This is a genomic window from Variovorax sp. UC122_21, from assembly GCF_044056785.1.
GTDB lineage: Bacteria > Pseudomonadota > Gammaproteobacteria > Burkholderiales > Burkholderiaceae_C > Variovorax.
On the sequence record NZ_CP172004.1, the window covers coordinates 5,097,199 to 5,117,218 of the forward strand.

The 20,020-nt window shown below is 69.2% G+C and carries 15 protein-coding genes and 2 pseudogenes; 4 read left to right on the forward strand and 13 right to left on the reverse strand.

What is annotated here, in order from left to right:
- Nucleotides 1-3: 3 nt before the first annotated feature.
- Nucleotides 4-330, reverse strand: a complete 327-nt coding sequence (locus tag ACHMXE_RS36745) for an ArsR/SmtB family transcription factor (protein WP_395348729.1) — start codon at nt 328-330, stop codon at nt 4-6.
- A 206-nt stretch (nt 331-536) separates the two neighbouring features.
- On the opposite strand from ACHMXE_RS36745, the gene ACHMXE_RS36750 reads away from it, so the two are divergent.
- Nucleotides 537-827: a co-chaperone GroES gene (locus tag ACHMXE_RS36750; RefSeq protein WP_007835162.1), complete on the forward strand. Its 291-nt coding sequence runs from the start codon at nt 537-539 to the stop codon at nt 825-827.
- 31 nt (nt 828-858) lie between these two features.
- Nucleotides 859-2,511: a chaperonin GroEL gene (groL, locus tag ACHMXE_RS36755; protein ID WP_395348730.1), complete on the forward strand. Its 1,653-nt coding sequence runs from the start codon at nt 859-861 to the stop codon at nt 2,509-2,511.
- A 105-nt stretch (nt 2,512-2,616) separates the two neighbouring features.
- On the opposite strand, the gene ACHMXE_RS36760 is transcribed toward groL, so the two are convergent.
- The gene (locus ACHMXE_RS36760; protein WP_057597712.1) at nt 2,617-3,135 is read right to left on the reverse strand and encodes an Lrp/AsnC family transcriptional regulator; all 519 of its coding nucleotides are present in this window, start codon (nt 3,133-3,135) and stop codon (nt 2,617-2,619) included.
- 91 nt (nt 3,136-3,226) lie between these two features.
- On the opposite strand from ACHMXE_RS36760, the gene ACHMXE_RS36765 reads away from it, so the two are divergent.
- Complete coding sequence (locus ACHMXE_RS36765) at nt 3,227-6,889, forward strand: indolepyruvate ferredoxin oxidoreductase family protein (RefSeq protein WP_395348731.1); 3,663 nt, start codon at nt 3,227-3,229, stop codon at nt 6,887-6,889.
- A 30-nt stretch (nt 6,890-6,919) separates the two neighbouring features.
- Here the strand turns inward: ACHMXE_RS36765 and xylB are convergent, their stop codons facing one another.
- The 11 genes and pseudogenes from xylB to ACHMXE_RS36820 all read right to left on the reverse strand — a co-directional run bounded on the left by xylB (nt 6,920) and on the right by ACHMXE_RS36820 (nt 18,882).
- Nucleotides 6,920-8,377, reverse strand: coding sequence for a xylulokinase (gene xylB, locus ACHMXE_RS36770; RefSeq protein ID WP_395348732.1), 1,458 nt, complete (start codon nt 8,375-8,377; stop codon nt 6,920-6,922).
- Between the two features lie 36 nt (nt 8,378-8,413).
- Nucleotides 8,414-9,367 carry an AraC family transcriptional regulator gene (locus tag ACHMXE_RS36775; protein ID WP_261209677.1) on the reverse strand — a complete coding sequence of 318 codons (954 nt, stop codon included), beginning with the start codon at nt 9,365-9,367 and terminating at the stop codon, nt 8,414-8,416.
- Between the two features lie 42 nt (nt 9,368-9,409).
- Nucleotides 9,410-10,360 carry a carbohydrate kinase gene (locus tag ACHMXE_RS36780; protein ID WP_395348733.1) on the reverse strand — a complete coding sequence of 317 codons (951 nt, stop codon included), beginning with the start codon at nt 10,358-10,360 and terminating at the stop codon, nt 9,410-9,412.
- A 23-nt stretch (nt 10,361-10,383) separates the two neighbouring features.
- Nucleotides 10,384-11,056 (reverse strand): annotated as a pseudogene (locus tag ACHMXE_RS36785) (transaldolase family protein).
- 113 nt (nt 11,057-11,169) lie between these two features.
- Nucleotides 11,170-11,958 (reverse strand): L-iditol 2-dehydrogenase, encoded by a 789-nt coding sequence (locus ACHMXE_RS36790; RefSeq protein WP_057594075.1) that lies wholly within the window; start codon nt 11,956-11,958, stop codon nt 11,170-11,172.
- Nucleotides 11,955-13,338 (reverse strand): annotated as a pseudogene (gene dalD, locus ACHMXE_RS36795) (D-arabinitol 4-dehydrogenase). Before dalD ends, ACHMXE_RS36790 begins: the two are co-directional and overlap by 4 nt.
- A 91-nt stretch (nt 13,339-13,429) precedes the next feature.
- Complete coding sequence (locus ACHMXE_RS36800; RefSeq protein ID WP_395348734.1) at nt 13,430-14,470, reverse strand: ABC transporter ATP-binding protein; 1,041 nt, start codon at nt 14,468-14,470, stop codon at nt 13,430-13,432.
- Between the two features lie 17 nt (nt 14,471-14,487).
- On the reverse strand, nt 14,488-15,321 hold the full coding sequence (locus ACHMXE_RS36805) for a carbohydrate ABC transporter permease (protein ID WP_093352143.1): 834 nt from the start codon (nt 15,319-15,321) through the stop codon (nt 14,488-14,490).
- Between the two features lie 149 nt (nt 15,322-15,470).
- Nucleotides 15,471-16,328, reverse strand: coding sequence for a carbohydrate ABC transporter permease (locus tag ACHMXE_RS36810; RefSeq protein ID WP_057594079.1), 858 nt, complete (start codon nt 16,326-16,328; stop codon nt 15,471-15,473).
- A gap of 133 nt (nt 16,329-16,461) precedes the next feature.
- On the reverse strand, nt 16,462-17,772 hold the full coding sequence (locus tag ACHMXE_RS36815; RefSeq protein WP_395348735.1) for an ABC transporter substrate-binding protein: 1,311 nt from the start codon (nt 17,770-17,772) through the stop codon (nt 16,462-16,464).
- Between the two features lie 174 nt (nt 17,773-17,946).
- Nucleotides 17,947-18,882, reverse strand: coding sequence for a LysR family transcriptional regulator (locus tag ACHMXE_RS36820; protein WP_395348736.1), 936 nt, complete (start codon nt 18,880-18,882; stop codon nt 17,947-17,949).
- 125 nt (nt 18,883-19,007) lie between these two features.
- Between ACHMXE_RS36820 and ACHMXE_RS36825 the strand changes: the two genes are divergently transcribed.
- Entirely contained in the window at nt 19,008-20,003 is a 996-nt protein-coding gene (locus ACHMXE_RS36825) for a Bug family tripartite tricarboxylate transporter substrate binding protein (protein ID WP_395348737.1), read from the forward strand.
- Nucleotides 20,004-20,020: the final 17 nt, after the last annotated feature.

Here is a 20,020-nt window from a genome sequence, read left to right on the forward strand (position 1 = left end):
CCGTCAGCAATCGCAGGACGCGCCTGGCGCATCGACCGCGCAAGGCTGCCCCTGGCAGCAGTTCTCGCTCAGATAGGCCAGCAGCCCGTTCATCTGGTCGAACGAGGCGCGGTAGATCAGGTGGCGCCCCTGCCGCTCCTGCGACACCAGGCCCGCGCGGCCCAGCTCCTTGAGATGGAACGACAGGCCCGTGGCCGGAACGCCCAGCGCTTCGGTCAGCGCGCCAGGCGTCATGCCCTGCGGGCCGGCCACGACCAGCGCGCGAAACACACGCAGGCGCACGCTCTGTGCGAGGGCCATGAGGGCGCGGATGACGGCTTCTTCCTCCATACTTCAATCATCGTTGAAATATTGAATCGTGGCAACCGACTTCCCGCGCAACCCGCCCCGGCGCTTGAAACCCCGGCGATTGCCCTTATGATTAGCACTCGCTGTGGTTGAGTGCTAACAAGCCTCGCCTCCAGTCGACGGGCAACCGGTCCTGCGGGATGGGCGCCCACAAAAACCACCACCCAGTTTCTTATCCAGGAGATGCAATGAAACTTCGTCCTTTGGCCGATCGCGTGATCGTCAAGCGTGTTGACAGCGAAACCAAGACTGCCTCGGGCATCGTCATCCCCGACGCCGCCGCCGAAAAGCCCGATCAGGGTGAAGTCCTGGCCGTGGGCCCGGGCAAGCGCAACGACAAGGGCGAACTGGCCGCACTGACCGTCAAGGTCGGCGACCGCGTCCTGTTCGGCAAGTACAGCGGCCAGACCGTCAAGGTCGGCGGCGACGAACTGCTGGTCATGAAGGAAGACGACCTGTTCGCGGTCGTCGAGAAGTAATCCACCCATCCCCTATTCGGAGTAATACAACATGGCAGCAAAAGACGTCGTCTTCGGCGGAGAAGCCCGCGCACGCATGGTCGAGGGTGTGAACATCCTGGCCAACGCGGTCAAGGTCACCCTGGGCCCCAAGGGCCGCAACGTGGTGCTCGAGCGTTCGTTCGGCGCCCCCACCGTGACCAAGGACGGTGTGTCGGTCGCGAAGGAAATCGAACTCAAGGACAAGCTCCAGAACATGGGCGCCCAGCTCGTGAAGGAAGTGGCTTCCAAGACTTCGGACAACGCCGGTGACGGCACCACCACCGCGACCGTGCTGGCACAAGCCATCGTGCGCGAAGGCTTCAAGTACGTGGCCGCCGGCATCAACCCGATGGACCTGAAGCGCGGCATCGACAAGGCCGTGACGGCCCTGGTCGAAGAGCTGAAGAAGGCTTCGAAGCCCACCACCACCTCGAAGGAAATCGCGCAAGTCGGCTCGATCTCGGCCAACAGCGACGAAACCATCGGCAAGCTCATCGCCGACGCGATGGACAAGGTCGGCAAGGAAGGCGTGATCACCGTCGAAGACGGCAAGTCGCTCGAGAGCGAACTGGACGTCGTCGAAGGCATGCAATTCGACCGCGGCTACCTGTCGCCCTACTTCATCAACAACCCCGAGAAGCAATCGGCGCTGCTCGACAACCCCTTCGTGCTGCTGTTCGACAAGAAGATCAGCAACATCCGTGACCTGCTCCCCACGCTGGAACAAGTCGCCAAGGCCGGTCGTCCGCTGCTGATCATTGCCGAAGAAGTCGAAGGCGAAGCCCTGGCGACGCTGGTCGTGAACACGATCCGCGGCATCCTGAAGGTCGTGGCCGTCAAGGCGCCTGGCTTCGGCGACCGCCGCAAGGCCATGCTCGAAGACATCGCCATCCTGACGGGCGGCAAGGTCATCGCCGAAGAAGTCGGCCTGACCCTCGAGAAGGTGACGCTGGCCGACCTGGGCCAGGCCAAGCGCATCGAAGTGGGCAAGGAAAACACCATCATCATCGACGGCGCCGGCGCTGCTGCCGACATCGAAGCCCGCGTGAAGCAAGTGCGCGTGCAGATCGAGGAAGCCACGAGCGACTACGACCGTGAAAAGCTGCAAGAGCGCGTGGCCAAGCTGGCCGGCGGTGTTGCCGTGATCAAGGTCGGCGCCGCCACCGAAGTCGAAATGAAGGAAAAGAAGGCTCGCGTCGAAGACGCCCTGCACGCCACCCGCGCTGCAGTGGAAGAAGGCGTGGTTGCCGGTGGTGGCGTGGCCCTGCTGCGCGCCAAGCAAGCCGTGGGCGACCGCGTGAAGGGCGACAACGCCGACCAGGACGCCGGCGTGAAGCTGGTCCTGAAGGCCATCGAAGCTCCCCTGCGCGAAATCGTGAACAACGCCGGCGGCGAAGCCTCGGTGGTGGTCAACGCGGTTCTGGCCGGCAAGGGCAACTACGGCTTCAATGCCGCCAACGACTCGTACGGCGACATGCTCGAGCTGGGCATCCTGGACCCGACCAAGGTGACCCGCACCGCGCTGCAGAACGCCGCTTCGGTGGCCTCGCTGCTGCTGACGACCGAAGCCATGGTGGCTGACGCTCCGAAGGACGACGCTCCTGCCGGCGGCGGCATGCCCGACATGGGCGGCATGGGTGGCATGGGCGGCATGGGCATGTAATTGCCTCTCGCCCGGCGAGCGCTTCGGCGTTCGACGGGCGGGTCGTTCAGACACGAAGAAGGCCGGGGTTCGCCCCGGCCTTTTTCTTTGGGCGCGCCGCTTCAGTCAGCCGCGCGCCCTGCGCCTAGGCCCCGCCGCGGTCGACGCCATGTCGATCGGCAGCGGCGCATCGGCCTTGACCTCGCGCAGCACGATCGCCGAGCGCACGTGCGTCACGCCGGCCTGCTCGAACAGCGTGGTGTGCAGGAACTGCTCGTAGTGCTTGATGTCGGGCACCAGCACCGTGAGGATGTAGTCGGCCGGGCCGGTGGCCGAGGCGCAGCGCACCACCTGCGGACTCGCGGCCACGGCGCGCTCGAAGTCGCGCACCTTGGCCTCGCTGTGGCGGTCGAGGTTCACCTCGGTCACGGCCGCGAGGTTCAGCCCCACCTTCTCGCGGTCGACGATCACCGTGTAGCCGCGGATCACGCCGCTGGCCTCCATGTCCTTGATGCGGCGCCAGCACGGCGTGGGCGACAGCCCCACCGCGTCGGCGATCTGCTGCACCGTCTGGCGCGCGTCGCGCTGCAGTTCGTCGAGGATGCGCAGCGAATGATGGTCGAGAGGAATGAATTCGTCGTTCATGGCGATTTTCGAGATGGATATTCCTGATTCCAGGGTCACCCTGTAGTGATTCAAGAGAATATTCCTCCTGAGCGAGAACAACAATCTCGCAATGAATTCGAATGACTTATCTTCGGCCGCAGCCCCCACCCGCGCCGCCGAAACCGCCGCCACGACCACCCTCGCCCGTCCGGGCTACCAGCTCGCCGACAACCTCTGGGCGAGCGCGGGCGTGGTCTTCCTCACCGGCACGCAGGCGCTGGTGCGCCTCTTGTGCATGCAGCGCCAGCGCGATGCCGCGCGCGGCCTCGACAGCCGCGGCTTCGTCAGCGGCTACCGCGGCTCGCCGCTCGGCATGGTCGACCAGGCGATCTGGAAGGCCGGCAGCCGCTTCGAGCAGGAGGGCGTGCGCTTCGTGCCCGCCATCAACGAGGAACTGGCCGCCACCCAGGTGCTCGGCACCCAGCGCGTGGAGTCCGACCCCGAGCGCGAGGTCGATGCCGTGTTCGGCATGTGGTACGGCAAGGGCCCGGGCGTGGACCGCGCGGGCGACGCCATCAAGCACGGCAACGCCTACGGCGCCTCGCCCAACGGCGGCGTGCTGGTGGTGGCGGGCGACGACCACGGCTGCGTGTCCTCGTCGATGCCGCACCAGTCCGACCAGGCCTTCGCGGCCTGGAGCATGCCGGTGGTGCAGCCGGCCAACGTGGCCGAACTGGTGGAGTTCGGCCTCTACGGCTACGCGCTCTCGCGCTACTCGGGCACCTGGGTCGGCATGCCGGCGCTGTCGGAGGTGGTCGAGAGCTCGAGCACGGTCGACCTCGACCTGATCCTCGCGCGCAGCGCCGCCTGGCTCGATGCCGACGGCGTGCGCGAGGCCACCGGCCACCATGCGCCGGCCGACGGCCTGCACTACCGCTGGCCCGACCTGCCCTCGCTGCGCATCGAGTCGCGGCTGGCCGACAAGCACGAGGCGGTGGCCGCGTTCGCGCGCGTCAACAGCATCGACCGCGTCGCGGTCGAGAGCCCCGAGGCCCGCGTCGGCATCGTGACCTGCGGCAAGGCCCACTACGACCTGATGGAGGTGCTGCGCCGCCTCGAGATCCCGACCGAGCGCCTGGCCGCGGCCGGCGTGCGCATCTACAAGGTGGGCCTGAGCTTCCCGCTCGAGCAGACCCGCATGCGCGCCTTCACCGCGGGCCTGGCCGAGGTGCTGGTGATCGAGGAGAAAGGCGCCTTCGTCGAGAGCCAGCTGCGCGACATGTTCTACAACGCGCCGGCCGACGCACGCCCGGCGCTGGTCGGCAAGCACGACCGCGACGGTCGCCCCTTCATCTCGGCGCTCGGCGAGCTGCGGCCCTCGCGGCTGATCGAGCGCGTGGCCGAATGGCTCGAGCGCCACGTCGGCGGCGCCGACGGCATCGGCCGCCCGACCGAGCGCGTGCGCGACTTCACGCCGCCCGACCTGCTGGCCAACGCCAGCGATGCCGTGAAGCGCCTGCCCTACTTTTGCGCCGGCTGCCCGCACAACACCAGCACCAAGGTGCCCGAGGGCTCGACCGCGCGCGCCGGCATCGGCTGCCACTTCATGGCCAGCTGGATGGAGCGCGGCACCGCGGGCCTGGTGCAGATGGGCGGCGAGGGCGTGGACTGGATCTCGCATTCCAAGTTCACGCGCGTGCCGCACGTGTTCCAGAACCTCGGCGACGGCACCTACTACCACTCGGGCTACCTGGCGATCCGCCAGGCGGTGGCGGCCAAGGCCACCATGACCTACAAGATCCTGTTCAACGACGCGGTCGCGATGACCGGCGGCCAGCCGGTGGACGGCGTCATCACCGTCGACGCGATCGCGCGCCAGGTGGAGTCGGAAGGCGTGGCGCGCGTGGTGGTGGTCAGCGACGACATCCGCAAGTACGACGGCCAGAAGGACCGCTTCCCGGCCGGCACCGGCTTCCACGACCGCAGCCTGCTCGACACGGTGCAGCGCGAACTGCGCGAGGTGGCGGGCGTCACCGTGCTGATCTACGAACAGACCTGCGCCGCCGAGAAGCGCCGCCGGCGCAAGAAGGGTGAGCTCGCCGATCCGCCCAAGCGCCTGTTCATCAACCAGGCGGTGTGCGAGGGCTGCGGCGACTGCACGGTGCAGAGCAACTGCGTGGCGGTGGTGCCGCACGAGACGCCGCTGGGCCGCAAGCGCCAGATCGACCAGACCCACTGCAACAAGGACTATTCGTGCGCCCAGGGCTTCTGCCCGAGCTTCGTGGGCGTGACCGGCGCCTCGCTGCGCCGCAAGGCCGGCGCGCTGCAGCGCGAGAAGGATGCCGTGCTGGCGCGTGCCGCCGCGCTGCCGCAGCCTCCGGGCCACGACTGGGACAACGCGCCCTACGACCTGCTGGTCACCGGCGTTGGCGGCACCGGCGTGGTGACCGTGGGCGCGCTGGTCGCGATGGCCGCGCACCTCGAGGGCAAGGCCGCGAGCGTGCTCGACTTCATGGGCTTCGCGCAGAAGGGCGGCTCGGTGCTGAGCTTCGTGCGCATGGCGAGCCATCCCGAGCGCCTGAACCAGGCCCGCATCGACACCCAGCAGGCCGATGCCGTGCTAGCCTGCGACCTCGTCGTCGGCGCTTCGCCCGAGGCGCTGCAGGCGGTGCGCCACGGCCGCACGCGCATCCTCGCGAACCTGCACGAGATCCCGGTCGCCGAGTCGCTGCGCAATCCCGACGCCGAGCTGCACATCGACCTGCTGCTCGAGAAGCTGCAGTTCGCGGCCGGCGAGGAGCAGGTGAAGACCTTCGACGCGCAGGCGCTGGCCGAGGAGTTCATCGGCGACACGCTGGCCGCCAACATCCTCGCCGTGGGCTACGCGTGGCAGCTCGGCCTGGTGCCGCTGGGCTTCGAGGCGCTGATGCGCGCCATCGAGCTCAACGGCGTGGCGGTCGCCGCCAACCGCCTGGCCTTCGCGCTGGGTCGCATGGCCGCGGCCGATCCCGAAGGGCTCAAGCGCCTGGGCGACACGCTGCAGCCGGCGTCGGCGATGGACCTCGCGAACGCGGCCGACGGCAACGACCTCGAGGCCATCGTCGCGCGCGGCGTGGCCCATCTCTCGGGCTACCAGAACGCCGCCTGGGCGCGGCGCTTCGAGACCCGCATCCGCGCACTGCAGCAGCGCGAGTCGGCGCTCGGCGGCGATGCCTCGCTGCCCTTCACGCGCAACGCGGCGCGCAGCCTGCTCAAGCTCATGAGCTACAAGGACGAGTACGAGGTCGCGCGCCTGTACACCGACGGCAGCTTCCAGCGCAGCCTGATGGAGCAGTTCGAGGGCGAGAAGATCAAGCTCGAGTTCCACATGGCGCCGCCCTTCCTCGCGCCGCCGAAGAACGGCCAGGCACCGCGCAAGATCCGTTTCGGTGCCTGGATGCTGCCGGCGATGCGCGTGCTCGCGCGCGGCAAGGCGCTGCGCCACACGCCCTTCGACCCCTTCGGCCGTACGCAGGAGCGGCGGCTGGAGCGCGAGCTGATCGCCCACTTCGAGGCCCGGCTCGACGAACTGGCGCAGGACATGGCGGCCGCCGACCAGAAGCTGCTGGCCGACATCGCCGCGCTGCCGATGACGATCCGCGGCTACGGCCACGTGAAGATCGGCAACCTCGCACTGGCGCGTGCGCGCGAAGCCGAACTGCTGCACCGGCTGCGGCCTCAGCGCTATGCGGCGCCGGCCTCGACCAAGGCCGCGGGGCAGATCAAGGGCATCGCGATCGTCGCGGCGCACTGAGGCGCCGGCCCCTCTCCCCCATGGGGAGGGTCAGGCCTCGAACGACGCGCGCAGTAGCGGATAGAGCTTGCGAAAGCGCGCATGCCGCGCGCGATGTCCCGCCGCGGCCCCGGCCTTCGGATCGAAGCGCTGCCGCACCGCCGGCGCGGTGCACACCGCGGCGATCGCGCCGCCATCGGCCAGCCAGGCCAGCCGCGCGGCGCCCAGTGCGCCGCCGGCCTCGCCGCCCTCGGCCAGCGTCAGCGGCACCTCGAGGATGTCGGCCAGCAGCTGCGCCCACCAGGCGCTGCGCGCACCGCCGCCCACCAGCGCCAGCGCGCCCGCGGGCCGCGCCAGCGTGTCGAGCCCGTCGCGCAGGCCGAAGCTCACGCCCTCGACCACCGCATAGGCGATGTCGTCGGCGCCATGCGCCTGCGTGAGCCCGAACAGCACGCCCTGCGCGTTCGCGTTGTTGTGCGGTGACCGTTCGCCCGACAGGTAGGGCAGGAAGATCGGCGCGCGCGCACGCGCCGCGTCGTCGAGCCGCGCGGCCGCCGCCAGCAGCGTGGCCTCGTCGCCGAAGCCCAGGTGCCGCGAGGCCCAGCTCACGGCGCTCGCGGCCGAGAGCATCACCGACATCTGGTGCCAGCGGCCCGGCAACGCATGGCAGAAGGCATGCACCGCCTGCGCGGGATTCGGTTCGAAGCGGCTCGAGGCCACGAAGATCACGCCCGAGGTGCCGAGCGAGACGAAGCCCTGCCCCGGCTCCACGATGCCCATGCCGACCGCGCTGGCGGCGTTGTCGCCCGCGCCGCCGGCGATCTTCACGTCCGCAGCCAAGCCCCAGCGTTCGGCGAGCTGGGCTTTGAGCGTGGCCGAGACCTCGCTGCCCTCCACCAGCCGCGGCATCTGCGCACGCGTGAGGCCGGTGGCCGCGAGCAGCTCGTCGGACCAGTCGCGCGCGCCGACGTCGAGCCACAGCGTGCCGGCCGCATCGGACATCTCGCCGACCGCCTCGCCGCTGAGCATGAAGCGCAGCCAGTCCTTGGGCAGCAGCACGCGCGCCACGCGCGCGAAGAGCTCGGGCTCGTGCTCGCGCACCCACTGCAGCTTGGGCGCGGTGAAGCCCGGCATCGCGAGGTTGCCCGCGATCTCGCCCAGGCGCGGCACCGCGCGCGTCAGCGCCTCGCACTGCGCGCCGCTGCGGCCGTCGTTCCAGAGGATGGCCGGGCGCAGCACCTCGCCGGCCGCGTCGAGCAAGGTGGCGCCATGCATCTGGCCCGACAGCCCGATGGCGCGCACCTGCGCGAGCGCCGCCGGCTGGTCGGCGCGCAGCTGCGCCATCACCTGCTCGAGCGCCTGCCACCATTGCGCGGGCGATTGTTCGGACCACAGCGGATGCGGCCGGTCCACGGTCAGCGATGCGCGCGCCACGCCGACGATGCGGTGATCGTCGGCGAGCAGCAGCGCCTTGAACTCGGACGTGCCGAGGTCGAGTCCCAGATACAAGAGAAGCTCCCGGTGGGTTTGGATGAAAGGCGGCGTTCAGGCCATGCCGTTGCCGAAGCGGGTGTCGGCCTGGCGGCGGAACTCGCTGGGCGTCATGCCCTTGATCTCGAGGAAGCGCCGGTTGAAGTTCGCCACGTTGTTGAAGCCGACCTGGTAGCAGATGTCGGTCACGTAGTGGTCGGTCTGCATCAGCAGGTGGCAAGCGCTGTTGATGCGCACGCGGTTGACGAAGTCGGTGAAGCTGTTGCCGGTGGAGCGGCGGAAGAAGCGGCTGAAGCGGCTCTCGCTCATGCCGAGCTCGGCGGCCAGGTCGGCCATCGAGAGCTGCTCGGTCATGTTGTTGGTGATGCGGTTGACGATGCCGTTGATCTGGTCGACCTGCGCGTCGCCGTCGGCGCCCTGCGCGCCCTGCATCTGCACGCTCGACAGCAGCCGGTAGTCGGTGCACTGCGCGAGGTCGGCCAGGAAGCCCAGGAACAGCCCGAGCCGGCGCACGCCGCGCGCGGCCTTGATGTCGTCCCAGTGCCGCTGCGCCTGCTGCGACAGGCCGAAGAACTCGATGCCGTGGCGCGCGCGCTCGAGCAGCTGCATGACCTCGCGCAGCTCGGGGATCTGCGCCGCGGCCTGCTCGATCGGCTCGTGGCGGAACTGGATCACGCGGTCGCGCCCGGCGGCGCCGCCCTCGGGCACGTCGAGCGAGATCCAGTTGTGCGGCAGCCGCGGGCCGCACAGCACCAGGTGGCCGGGCTGGAACGGCCCGATCCAGTCGCCGATGAAGGCCTTGCCCGAGGTCTCGGTGATCAGGTGCAGCTCGTAGTCCTCGTGGAAGTGCCAGCGCACCAGTGGACTCGGGAAGCCGTGCGCCAGGCATCGCACCAGGCCGGTCTCCTCGGGCGCCTCGTAGCCCAGCGAGGGCGAGCGCGCGAAGTCGCGCTCCAGCTCGGGCTGGCGCTGGCGGGGAATCGAACGCTTGCGGGTGGTGGTGGTCATGGCTGCATGCTCGCTGGCGGGCCGCGCCCGCTGCCAGAACGACTAGCGATTGTCTCCCTGCGCCAGCGCCGCCTGCACGGCCGCCAGCACCGGTGGATCGGCACCCTCGCGGGTGCAGTTCAGGGCCGCGGCGGTGGCGGCGAAGCGCATCACCGCGCGCCAGCCATCGTCGCCGAGCGCCGCGAGCTGGTCGCGGTGCTCCACGCCCTGGTCGAGCAGCGCGACCGACAGTCCGGCCGTGAAGGTGTCGCCGGCACCGATGGTGTCGACCACCTGCACACGCGGCGCGGCCACCGACAGCGGCGCCTTGCCCGCGCGCCAGAGCGTGGCGCCCTCGCCGCCGCGCGTGACGATGACGGCGCGCGCGCCCGCGGCCAGGATCTCGGCGGCCAGCGCCTCGACCGGGCGGTCCGGCGCGAGCAGCGCCGCGTCCTCGTCGCTGAGCTTGACCAGGTCGGCCATCGCGAACCAGTTGGCGACACGCAGGCGGTAGGCCGCGAGGTCGGGGATCAGGCTGGGCCGCACATTGGGATCGAACACGATCACGCAGCGGCCCGCGTTCGCGCTCACCAGGTCGGCGATGCGCGTCGCGGCCGGCTCCTGCAGCAGCGAGATCGAGCCGAAGTGCAGGAAGCGGCAGTCGGCCGGCAGCTGCGGCAGCGGCTCGGGCGCCCAGGTCGCGTCGGCGCTGCCGTGCGTGTAGAAGGCATAGCGGTTGGTCTGCGGCGTGCGCTCGACGAAGGCCAGGGTCGAGGGCGCGCTGCTGCGCAGGATGAAGCCGGTGTCGACGCCATTGCGTTCGAGGAAGGCCATCAGCCGCTCGCCGAACAGGTCGGTGGAGAGCTGCGTGAAGAAGCCGGTGTGCTGGCCCAGCCGCGCGCAGGCCACGGCCGTGTTGAGCGGCGAACCGCCCTCGTGGCCGAGGAAGGCCAGGGCGCCGGCCTCGCTGGCGGTGAAATCGATCAGGGCTTCGCCCGTGAGTGCAATGCGCATGGTGAGGACAGGATTTTCTTCGGTCAGTTCAGGGCGCGGGCGTCGTCCAGGAAGCCGCGTTCGGCGGCCAGGGTGGCGGGATGGTCGAGCAGTTCGGCGAACAGGCGCGGCGGGATCGTGATGGCGCCGACGCCCAGCGCGAGCAGCGACAGGTAGGCCTCGCGCGAGCGGATGCTCGCCACCAAGAGCCGCGTGGCCGACGCGGGCCGTTGCGCGACCAGCGACTGCATGCGCGCGATCAGCGCGAGGCCGTCCTCGCCCGCATCCTCGAGCCGCCCGAGGGTAGGGCGCCGCGTAGGCCGCGCCGAGCTGCGCCGCGAAGTGCGCCTGCTCGGGCGCGTAGACGGCGGTCCAGGTCACGGGCACGCCCTGCGCGATCAGCCGCGCGCCGGCCACCAGGCCCTGGCGCGTGGCGGGAATCTTGATGACGAGCTGGCCGGCGTCGAACTTCGGCAGCAGCGCCTGCGCGTCCTCGAGCATGCCGTCGACCTCGCTCGAATACACCTGCGCCTGCACCTGGCGCGCGCCCAGTTCGATGCAGCGCTGCAGCAGGCCCGGCACTTCGGCACGGCCGACACCGGCGCGCTGGAGCAAGGTCGGGTTGGTCGTCACGCCATGGACGACCGGATGCGGCAGGCAGGCCCGCAGCTGCGCGAGGTCGGCGCTGTCGAGGTAGAGATGGAAGTCGTCGTGCATGAAGGGTTCGAAACAGAGGACGGCTATCTTCTCACCGGGCGGCCCGCGCTTCACCGCGCACGACGGAAGCGTTCCGATACTTTCCTGACTTCAATGCGGCGTGCATCGCCATCTCAGCTCATGACGTTGCCGCCATCGACGTTGAGCGTCTGCGCCGTGATGTAGCGCGCCTCGTCGCTGGCCAGGAACACGGCCGCACCCGCGATGTCGCCCGGCAGGCCCATGCGGCCCAGCGGCACCTCGAGCCCCACGCGCCGCTTCTTCTCGCCGAGGGCCAGCCCCTCGGCCCTGGCGAACAGGCTGTCGACCTGGTCCCACATCGGCGTGTCGACCACGCCGGGCGCGATGCCGTTGACGCGGATGCCATGCGGCGCCATCGCGAGCGCCGCGCTCTGGGTGTAGCTGATCACGGCCGCCTTGGTCGCGCAGTAGTGCGACACCAGCGCCTCGCCGCGCCGCCCCGCCTGCGAGGCCATGTTGATGACCGAGGCGCCGCGGGTGCCGGCCTCGACCATGTGGCGCAGCACGGCCTGCATGACGAAGAACATGCCCTTCACGTTGACGGCGAACAGGCGGTCGAACGAGGCCTCGTCGCTGTCGAGCAGCGGCGCGAGATCGAACACGGCGGCGTTGTTGAACAGCACGTGGATCGGCCCGAAGGCCACCTGCGCCTCGACCAGCAGGCGCGCGATGGCCTGCATGTCGGTCACGTCGGCCGCGATGTAGGCCAGGCGATCGGGATGGCGCTGCTGCAGTGCGCGCACCGCCTCGGAAGGGGCTGCAGCGCGGTCAACCACGCTGCAGCGCGCGCCCTCGGCGATGCAGGCCTCGGCGACCGCCAGGCCGATGCCGCCGCCGGCGCCGGTCAGCAGCACATGGCGATCCTGCAGCCGCGTGCTCATGCCTTCGCGCTCACGAAGTCCGCGACACGCCCGCTCGCGCGGCGCACCGCATCGACCAGCCGCGCATCGCCCGCGATCGGCCCCCACAGGCCCGCGTCCGCGCACAGCGCCGCGACCGGGTCGGCCGCGTCGCAGATGGCATGCGCCACGGCTTCGTCCATGCCCTGGTCCTGGTAGGCATAGGGCAAGGCACCGCGATGCCAGCGCCGCAGGAAGGCCAGGAACAGCGCGGGCAGCATCGCCACGCTGTCGATGGGCTGGCCCGCGGCCAGCCGCTCGCGCACGGTGGGTGCGATGAAGCCCGGGATCTTCGAGAAGCCGTCCGCGGCCACGCGCTGGTTGGTGTCGCGGATGGCGGGATTGCCGAAGCGATCGAGCACCACGTCGCGGTAGGCCGCGAGGTCGATCGGGCTCGGGGTCAGGCAGGGAATGACGTCGTCGCTCACGTAGTCGAAGGCCATCTTTCGGATGGCGGCGTCGTGCGTGCCCTCGTGGATGAAGCCGAGCCCCACCAGCGTGCCGGCCCAGGCGATGCAGCTGTGGGTGGCATTGAGGATGCGGATCTTGGCCTCCTCGTAGGGCTGCACCGAGTCCACCAGTTCGACGCCCACGCGCGCCCAGTCGGGGCGGCCGGCCGCGAAGTCGTCCTCGATGACCCACTGAATGAAGCTCTCGCCGGTGATCGCGGCCGCGTCGTCGCGGCCGGTGGCGGCCTTGACGCGCGCGCGCAGCTCGGGGCGGCGGGCGCGGCGTGATGCGGTCGACCATGGCATTGGGGCAGCGCGTGTTGGCCTGCGTCCAGGCCAGCAGCTCGGCATCGCCCGCGCGCTCGATGAACTCGAGCAGGCCGGCGCGAAAGCGCTCGCCGTTGTGGCGCAGGTTGTCGCAGTTCAGCAGCGTGAGCGGGCCCGCGTCGGCGGCCTTGCGCGCGCGCAGGATCGCGCAGACGGCGCCGTAGATGGTCACGCCCTCGCCGCCCGCCTCGCCCTTCGCGGCACGCGCGATGTCGGTGGCGAGGTCGGCGAAGGACAGGTCGAGCCGGCCCTTGGTGTCGAGGTAGTAGCCGGCCTCGGTGACGGTGAAGGAGACGATGCGCGTGGACGGCGCGGCGCCGCGCGCGATCGGGCCGGCGAGCGAGGGCTCGTAGGGCAGCACCTCGCGGATGGCCTCGATCTGCTCGTAGCGGTATTCGCCCGCGGGCGACACGGTCTCGAGCGTGTAGCTGCCGCCCTGCGCACGCAGCGCCTCGACGACCTCGGCCATGTCGGGCCGGATGTCGGCGCCCGAGATCGACCAGCGCGTGTCGCCCGCGTCGATCAGCCGCTGCAGGTAGACCGCCTGGTGCGCCCGGTGGAAGGACCCGAGGCCGAGGTGGAGCACCGTGAACTCCGAGGGAGCGGGTGGAAGGGGTGCTGCTGCGAGAGTCACGAAGAATGTCCCGGAAGAGGAAGAGTGAAACGAGGGAAGGGATTCAGGCCGCGACCGCGCGCCCGTCGCGCGTGAACAGGTGCAGCACCGAGGGATCGAGCTCGACCGCCACGTCGTCGCCGGCCTGCAGCGGCGTGCGGTCGTTCTGGCGCGCCACCAGCGGCACGCCGCCCACGTCGACGTGGATCAGCGTGTCGGCGCCCAGCGCCTCGATCAGCTCGACGCGGCCCTGCACGTCCGACACCGGCGCACCGGCCTTCGGATGCACGCGCAGGCCCTCGGGCCGCACGCCGAGGAAGCCGTCGCTCGGCAGCCGGCCGCCGGTGGCCGCCGAGAAGCTCGGGATGGCGCTGGCCGCCACCATGTTCATCGAGGGCATGCCGATGAACTGCGCGACGAACTGGTTGGCCGGGCGGTCGTAGAGCTCGAGCGGCGTGCCGACCTGCTCGATCAGTCCGTCCTTGAGCACCACCACGCGGTCGGCCAGGGTCATGGCCTCGACCTGGTCGTGCGTGACATAGATGGTGGTCGCGCCGAGTGCGCGGTGCAGCTTGTGGATCTCCACCCGCGTGTTGCCGCGCAGCGCCGCGTCGAGGTTCGACAGCGGCTCGTCGAACAGGAACACCTTGGGCGCGCGCACGATGGCGCGGCCGATGGCCACGCGCTGGCGCTGGCCGCCCGAGAGATCCTTGGGCAGTCGGTCGAGGTACTGCGTGAGGTTCAGCGTCTTCGCCGCATGCTCGACCTTGGTCTTGATCTCGGACTTGTTCGTGCCGGCGAGCTTGAGCGCGAAGGACATGTTGTCGTACACGCTCATGTGCGGATAGAGCGCGTAGCTCTGGAACACCATCGCGAGGTCGCGCTTGCCCGAGGGGGCCCAGGTGATGTCCTTGCCGTCGAGCAGCAGGTTGCCGCTGCTGATCGGTTCGAGCCCCGCGATCAATCGCAGCAGGGTCGACTTGCCGCAGCCCGAGGGACCGACGAAGACGATGAACTCGCCCTTCTGGATCTCGAGGTCGACGCCCTTGATGATGTCGACTTCGCCGAAGCTCTTCTTGATGTTCTTCAGTTGGAGGTAGGCCATGGGGTGTCTCCCTTTCTTTACTTGACGGCGCCGAAGGTCAGGCCCTGGACGAGCTGCTTCTGGCTGAACCAGCCGAACACCACGATGGGCGCGATGGCCATCAGCGAGGCCGCCGACAACTTGGCCCAGAACAGGCCCTCGGGGCTGGAGTAGGAAGCGATCAGCGTGGCCAGCGTGCCGGCCTTGGCGGAGGTGAGGTTGAGTGCCCAGAAGGCCTCGTTCCAGCTCAGCACCAGGCACAGCAGGCCGGTGGAAGCCAGGCCGCCGACCGACAGCGGCAGCACGACATGGCGGAACTCGGTCCACAGGCTCGCGCCGTCCATGCGCGCGGCCTCGAGGATCTCGTTCGGGATGTCCTTGTAGGCGCTGTAGAGCATCCACACCATGATCGGCAGGTTCGACAGCGTGAACACGATGGTCAGCGCGCTCAGCGAATCCAGCAGGCCCGCGGTCTGCGCGAGCACGTAGATCGGCACCAGCGCGCCCACGGCCGGCATCATCTTGGTCGAGAGCATCCACATCAGGATGTCGCGCGTCTTCTTCGTGCGGAAGAAGGCCATCGAGTACGCGGCCGGCGCCGCGATCAACAGGCCGAGGATGGTCGAGCCCAGGCTGGTGATCAGCGAGTTGCGCGCGTACAGCAGGTAGTCGCTGCGCCGCTGCACCTCGCCGAAGTTGTCGAGCGTGGGCTCGAAGATGAACAGCGGCGGCACGTGGATCGCCTGCAGCTCGGTCTTGAAGGCCGTGAGGAACAGCCAGCCGAGCGGGAAGAACAGCAGCAGCGCGACGGCCCAGGCACCGACGGTGCGCAGCAGTTGCGGCAGGAAATTGCTGGGAGCTTGTTGTTGCATGGTTCAGCTACTCCATCGTGCGGTGGGCAAGACACGGCCCATTCCAGGAACACCACGGAACCGGCTTTGCCGGGCCGTTGGTGTTGCCCCCTGCAAGGGGGTTGGCGAAGCGACACGAAGTGCGCGAAGACTGGGGGTGTGCAACATGACTAATCCAGGTTCTTGCCGATGATGCGGATCAGGAACACGGCCACGATGTTGGCCAGCACCACCGCGAACAGCGCGCCGGCCGAGGCCACGCCCACGTCGAAGTTCATGAGCGACTGCTTGAAGATCATGTAGGTCATGTTCGTGCTCTCGTTGCCCGGGCCGCCGTTGGTGGTGATGGCGATCTCGGCGAACACGCTGAGCAGGAAGATCATCTCGATCATGATCACCACCGCCATCGGGCGCGCGAGGTGCGGCACGGTGAGGTAGAAGAAGCGCTGGAACGCGCTCGCGCCGTCCATGCGCGCGGCCTCCATCTGCTCGCGGTCGAGCGACTGCAGCGAGGTGATGAAGATCAGGCAGGCAAACGGCAGCCATTGCCAGGCCACCATGATGATCACCGACAGCAGCGGCACGTCGGTGAGCCAGTCGATCGGCTGGGCGCCGAACATGCGCCACACGTCGGCCAGGATGCCGTAGATCGGGTTCATCATCATGTGCTTCCACAGCAGCGCGTTGACCGCGGGCATGACGAAGAAGGGCGAGATCAAGAGCACGCGCACGATGCCGCGGCCCGGGAAGGGCTCGTTGACCAGCAGCGCGAGCAGCACGCCGAGCACCACGGTGATGCCGATCACGCTGCCGATCAAGAGCAGCGTGTTCCAGGTCGCGGGCCAGAAGTCCGGGTCGGTGACGAAGTACTCGAAGTTGGCGAGGCCCGCGAAGGGATGGTCGCCGGGCTGCATGAGGTTGTAGTTCACGAACGAGAAGTACAACGTCATCGCGAGCGGCACGATCATCCAGAGGAAGAGCGTGAGCACGGCCGGCGCCATGAGTGCGCGGGGCAGGAGTCTTTTCATTGTGTGTTCCTCTCTGGCTGTGGCCCCCTCTCCCGCTTGCGGGAGAGGGTGGGGGTGAGGGCATGCGGCGCCCGCGGCGAGCACCCCCTCACCCTGCCCTCTCCCCACGGGGAGAGGGAAGACGCAGCAGGGCTTACTTGTAGTAGCCGGCCTTCTTCATCTCACGCTCGGCCGTGGTCTGCGAGGTCTTCAGCGCCTGGTCGACCGTGACCTTGCCCGCGAGCGCCGCGCTCATCTGCTGGCCCACTGCCACGCCGATGGCCTGGAACTCGGGAATGGCCGCGTACTGCACGCCGACGTAGGGCGACTTCGGCAGCGTGCTGTCGCTGAGGTTGGCGCTGTCGATGGCCTTCTTCTCCGCGGCGGCGAACTTCGCGACCTTCTGGAACTCGGCGTTCGCGTAGGTCGACTTGCGCGTGCCGGTGGGCACCGCGCCCCAGCCCTGCTCCTTGGCGACCAGGTTGATGTAGTCCTTGGAGGTGGCCCACTTCACGAAGGTCTGGGCGGCGGCGGCCTTGGTCGAGCTGGCGGGGATCGCCAGGTTCCAGGTCCACAGCCAGTTGGCGCCCTTGGGCGTGACGGCCACCGGTGCCTGCGCGAACGCCACCTTGTCGGCCACCTTCGATTGCTTGGGATCGCTGATGAACGAGGCTGCGATGGTCGCGTCGACCCACATGCCGCACTTGCCTTCATTGAAGAGCGCGAGGTTTTCGTTGAAGCTGTTGGCCGAGGCGCCTGGCGGGCCGTAGGCCTTCATCAGGTCGACGTAGAAGCCGATCGCGTCCTTCCAGGGCTTGGTGTCGATCTGCGGCTTCCACTGCATGTCGAACCACTGGCCGCCGTTGGTGTTGACCAGCGTGGTCAGGAAGGCCATGTTGTCGCCCCAGCCCGGCTTGCCGCGCAGGCACATGCCGTAGACGCCGGCCTTGGGGTCGTGGATCTTGCCGGCCAGTTCCTTCACCTGGGCCCAGGTCGGCTGCTCGGGCATCTGGAAGCCGACCTTGTCGGCCAGGTCCTTGCGGTACATGAGCATCGAGCTCTCGCCGTAGAAGGGCGCGGCGTAGAGCTTGCCCTGGTACGACAGGCCGTCGCGGATCGCGGGCAGCAGGTCGTCGGCGTCGTAGGCGGCGTCGGTGGCGATGGGCTGCAGCCAGCCCTTCTTCGACCAGATCGGCGCTTCGTACAGGCCGATGGTCATCACGTCGAACTGGCCGCCCTTGGTGGCGATGTCGGTGGTCACGCGCTGGCGCAGCGTGCCCTCTTCCAGCGTGACCCACTTGAGCTTGATGTCGGGATTGGCCTTCTCGAAGAAGGGCGTGAGCTTCTGCATCTCGATCATGTGGCCGTTGTTGACGGTCGCGATCACGAGTTCGGTGGCGGCCTGGGCGACGAGCCCGGTGCCGGCGAGTGCGAGGACGAGGCCCGCTTTCAGAAAACGCTGCATGTTGTCTCCTAGAGGGTGAGCGACGCCCCCTCGGGTCGCCGTGCCCGGATTCTGGATAAACACGCTTGCGGTTTTGGTACTTCGAATGTCAACGACAGTACTTTCATGCACCGATTGGCTAGTGAATTCCCTAGTCAACGCAATACAGCATGTGCCGCAGGCAATCCAAAGCGTTCAACCGGTGCCCAGCAGCTGCCGCCGGAACTGGGCCGCCGCGGGCGAGAGCGCCCGGTCCTCGCGCGTGACCAGGCAGATCGGCGGCACGCGCACCGGCAGCTCGATCGGCACCACCCGCAGCAGGCCCAGCCGCGCGTAGTGCCGGGCCTGCGAGGCGGGCATGACGGCCGCCATGTCGGAGCTCTCGAGCAGCGCCGTGATGGCGATCGGCGAGGCGGTCTCGAGGATGTCGAGCCGCGCCTGCACGCCGGCCTCGCGCATCGCGGCCTCGAAGCGCCCGCGCTGCGGCGAACCCGGCGGCTGCAGCACCCATTGCCAGGCCGCCAGGTCGGCCAGCGTGAGTCCCTCGCGCTCGAAGGCCGGATGGCCGCCGCGCACCACCACCACCTGAGATTCGCCCAGCAGCGGCACGCTGGCGTAGCGCGACTCGTCGTGCCCGTCGGTGAGCCGGCCCAGCACCAGGTCGACCTCGCCCTGCTCGAGCTGGGCCTGCATCACGTCGCTGGTCTCGACCACCACCGACACCGCCACCTGCGGATGGCGCCGACGGTATTCGACCAGCGCCGGCGCCAGCAACTCGGGCACCGCGCCCGGCACGCTGCCCACGCGCAGCGCGCCGCTGAGGCCGGAGCGCAGCGCCAGCATCTCCTCGCGCGCGCTGCCGAAGTCGCTGACCACGCGGTGGGCGTAGCGCACCAGGATCTCGCCGTAGGGCGTGGGCTCCATGCCGCGCGCCAGCCGCTCGAACAGCTTCTCTCCGAGCGAATCCTCGAGCTGCTGCAGCAGCTTGGTGGCCGCGGGCTGGCTGATGTTCATGGCCTCGGCCGCGCGGCCCAGGTGGCGGTGGGCGTCGAGGCGCACCAGCAGCAGCAATTGGCGCGGGCGCACCTGCAGCATCAACGAGGCATCGGGGGAAGCTTTCTGGACGGTCATCACCAAAAGTATATGGAGACCCCGCCAATTTCGATTGGATCGCGAGGAGCGAACGGCCTAACCTGCAGCCTCGCCATGCATGGAAAGCAATGGCGTCCAAGACCAACAAGCAGGAGACAACCCCGATGCGCCCCTTTTCCCCGGCCTTCCGGCAGCGCTGCGCCGGCGCCTTCGCCGCCACGCTCGTGCTGGCCTGCGGCCTCGCCGCCGCCCAGACCGCGCCCGCCTACCCCGACAAGCCGCTGCGCATCATGGTCGGCGCCTCGCCGGGCGGCGGCACCGACATCCTCGCGCGCGTGCTGGCCGACAAGCTCTCGCCCGCGCTCAAGCAGCCGGTGGTGGTCGAGAACCGGCCCGGTGCCTCCAACACCATCGCGGGCGAGCTCACGGCACGCGCGCCGGCCGACGGCGCCACGCTGCTCCTGGCCACCAACACCGCGCAGGCGGTGGCGCCCCACATCCTCAAGCTCAAGTACGACCCGCTGAAAGACCTGCAGCCGCTGGGCCTGGTGGCCGTGATGCCCAACGTGCTGGTGGTGTCGGCCAGCTCGCCCTATAGATCGGTGAAGGATCTGCTGGCCGCGATGGCGGCCAAGCCCGGCGGTTTCAAGTACGCCTCCTCGGGCATCGGCAGCACCCAGCACGTGGGCGGCGAGGCCTTCAACCTGGCCACCGGCATGAAGTCGGTGCACGTGCCCTACAAGGGCAGCTCGCAGGCGCACATCGACATCATCGCGGGCGAGGTCGAGATGATGTTCGACAGCACCTCCTCGGCCATGGGCCAGATCAAGGCCGGTAAGTTCCGCGCGCTGGCCGTGAGCGCGCCGCAGCGCTCGCCCGAGCTGCCCGACGTGCCCACGCTGGCCGAGCAGGGCGTCAAGGGCGCCGACGTCTCGACCTGGTACGGCCTCTACGTGACGGCCGGCACGCCACGCCCCGCCGTCGAGCGCCTGAGCGCCGAGCTCGCGCGCAGCCTGCAGCTGCCCGACGTGCAGGCCCGCATCAAGGCCCTGGGCGGCGAGCCCGGCAGCCTGATCGGCGAGCCCTTCGCGGCCATGAACCGGCAGGAGTTCGAGCACTACGGCCAGCTCGTGCGCGCCGCCAACATCAAGGCCGAATGAGGCCGTCCCCCCCTTTT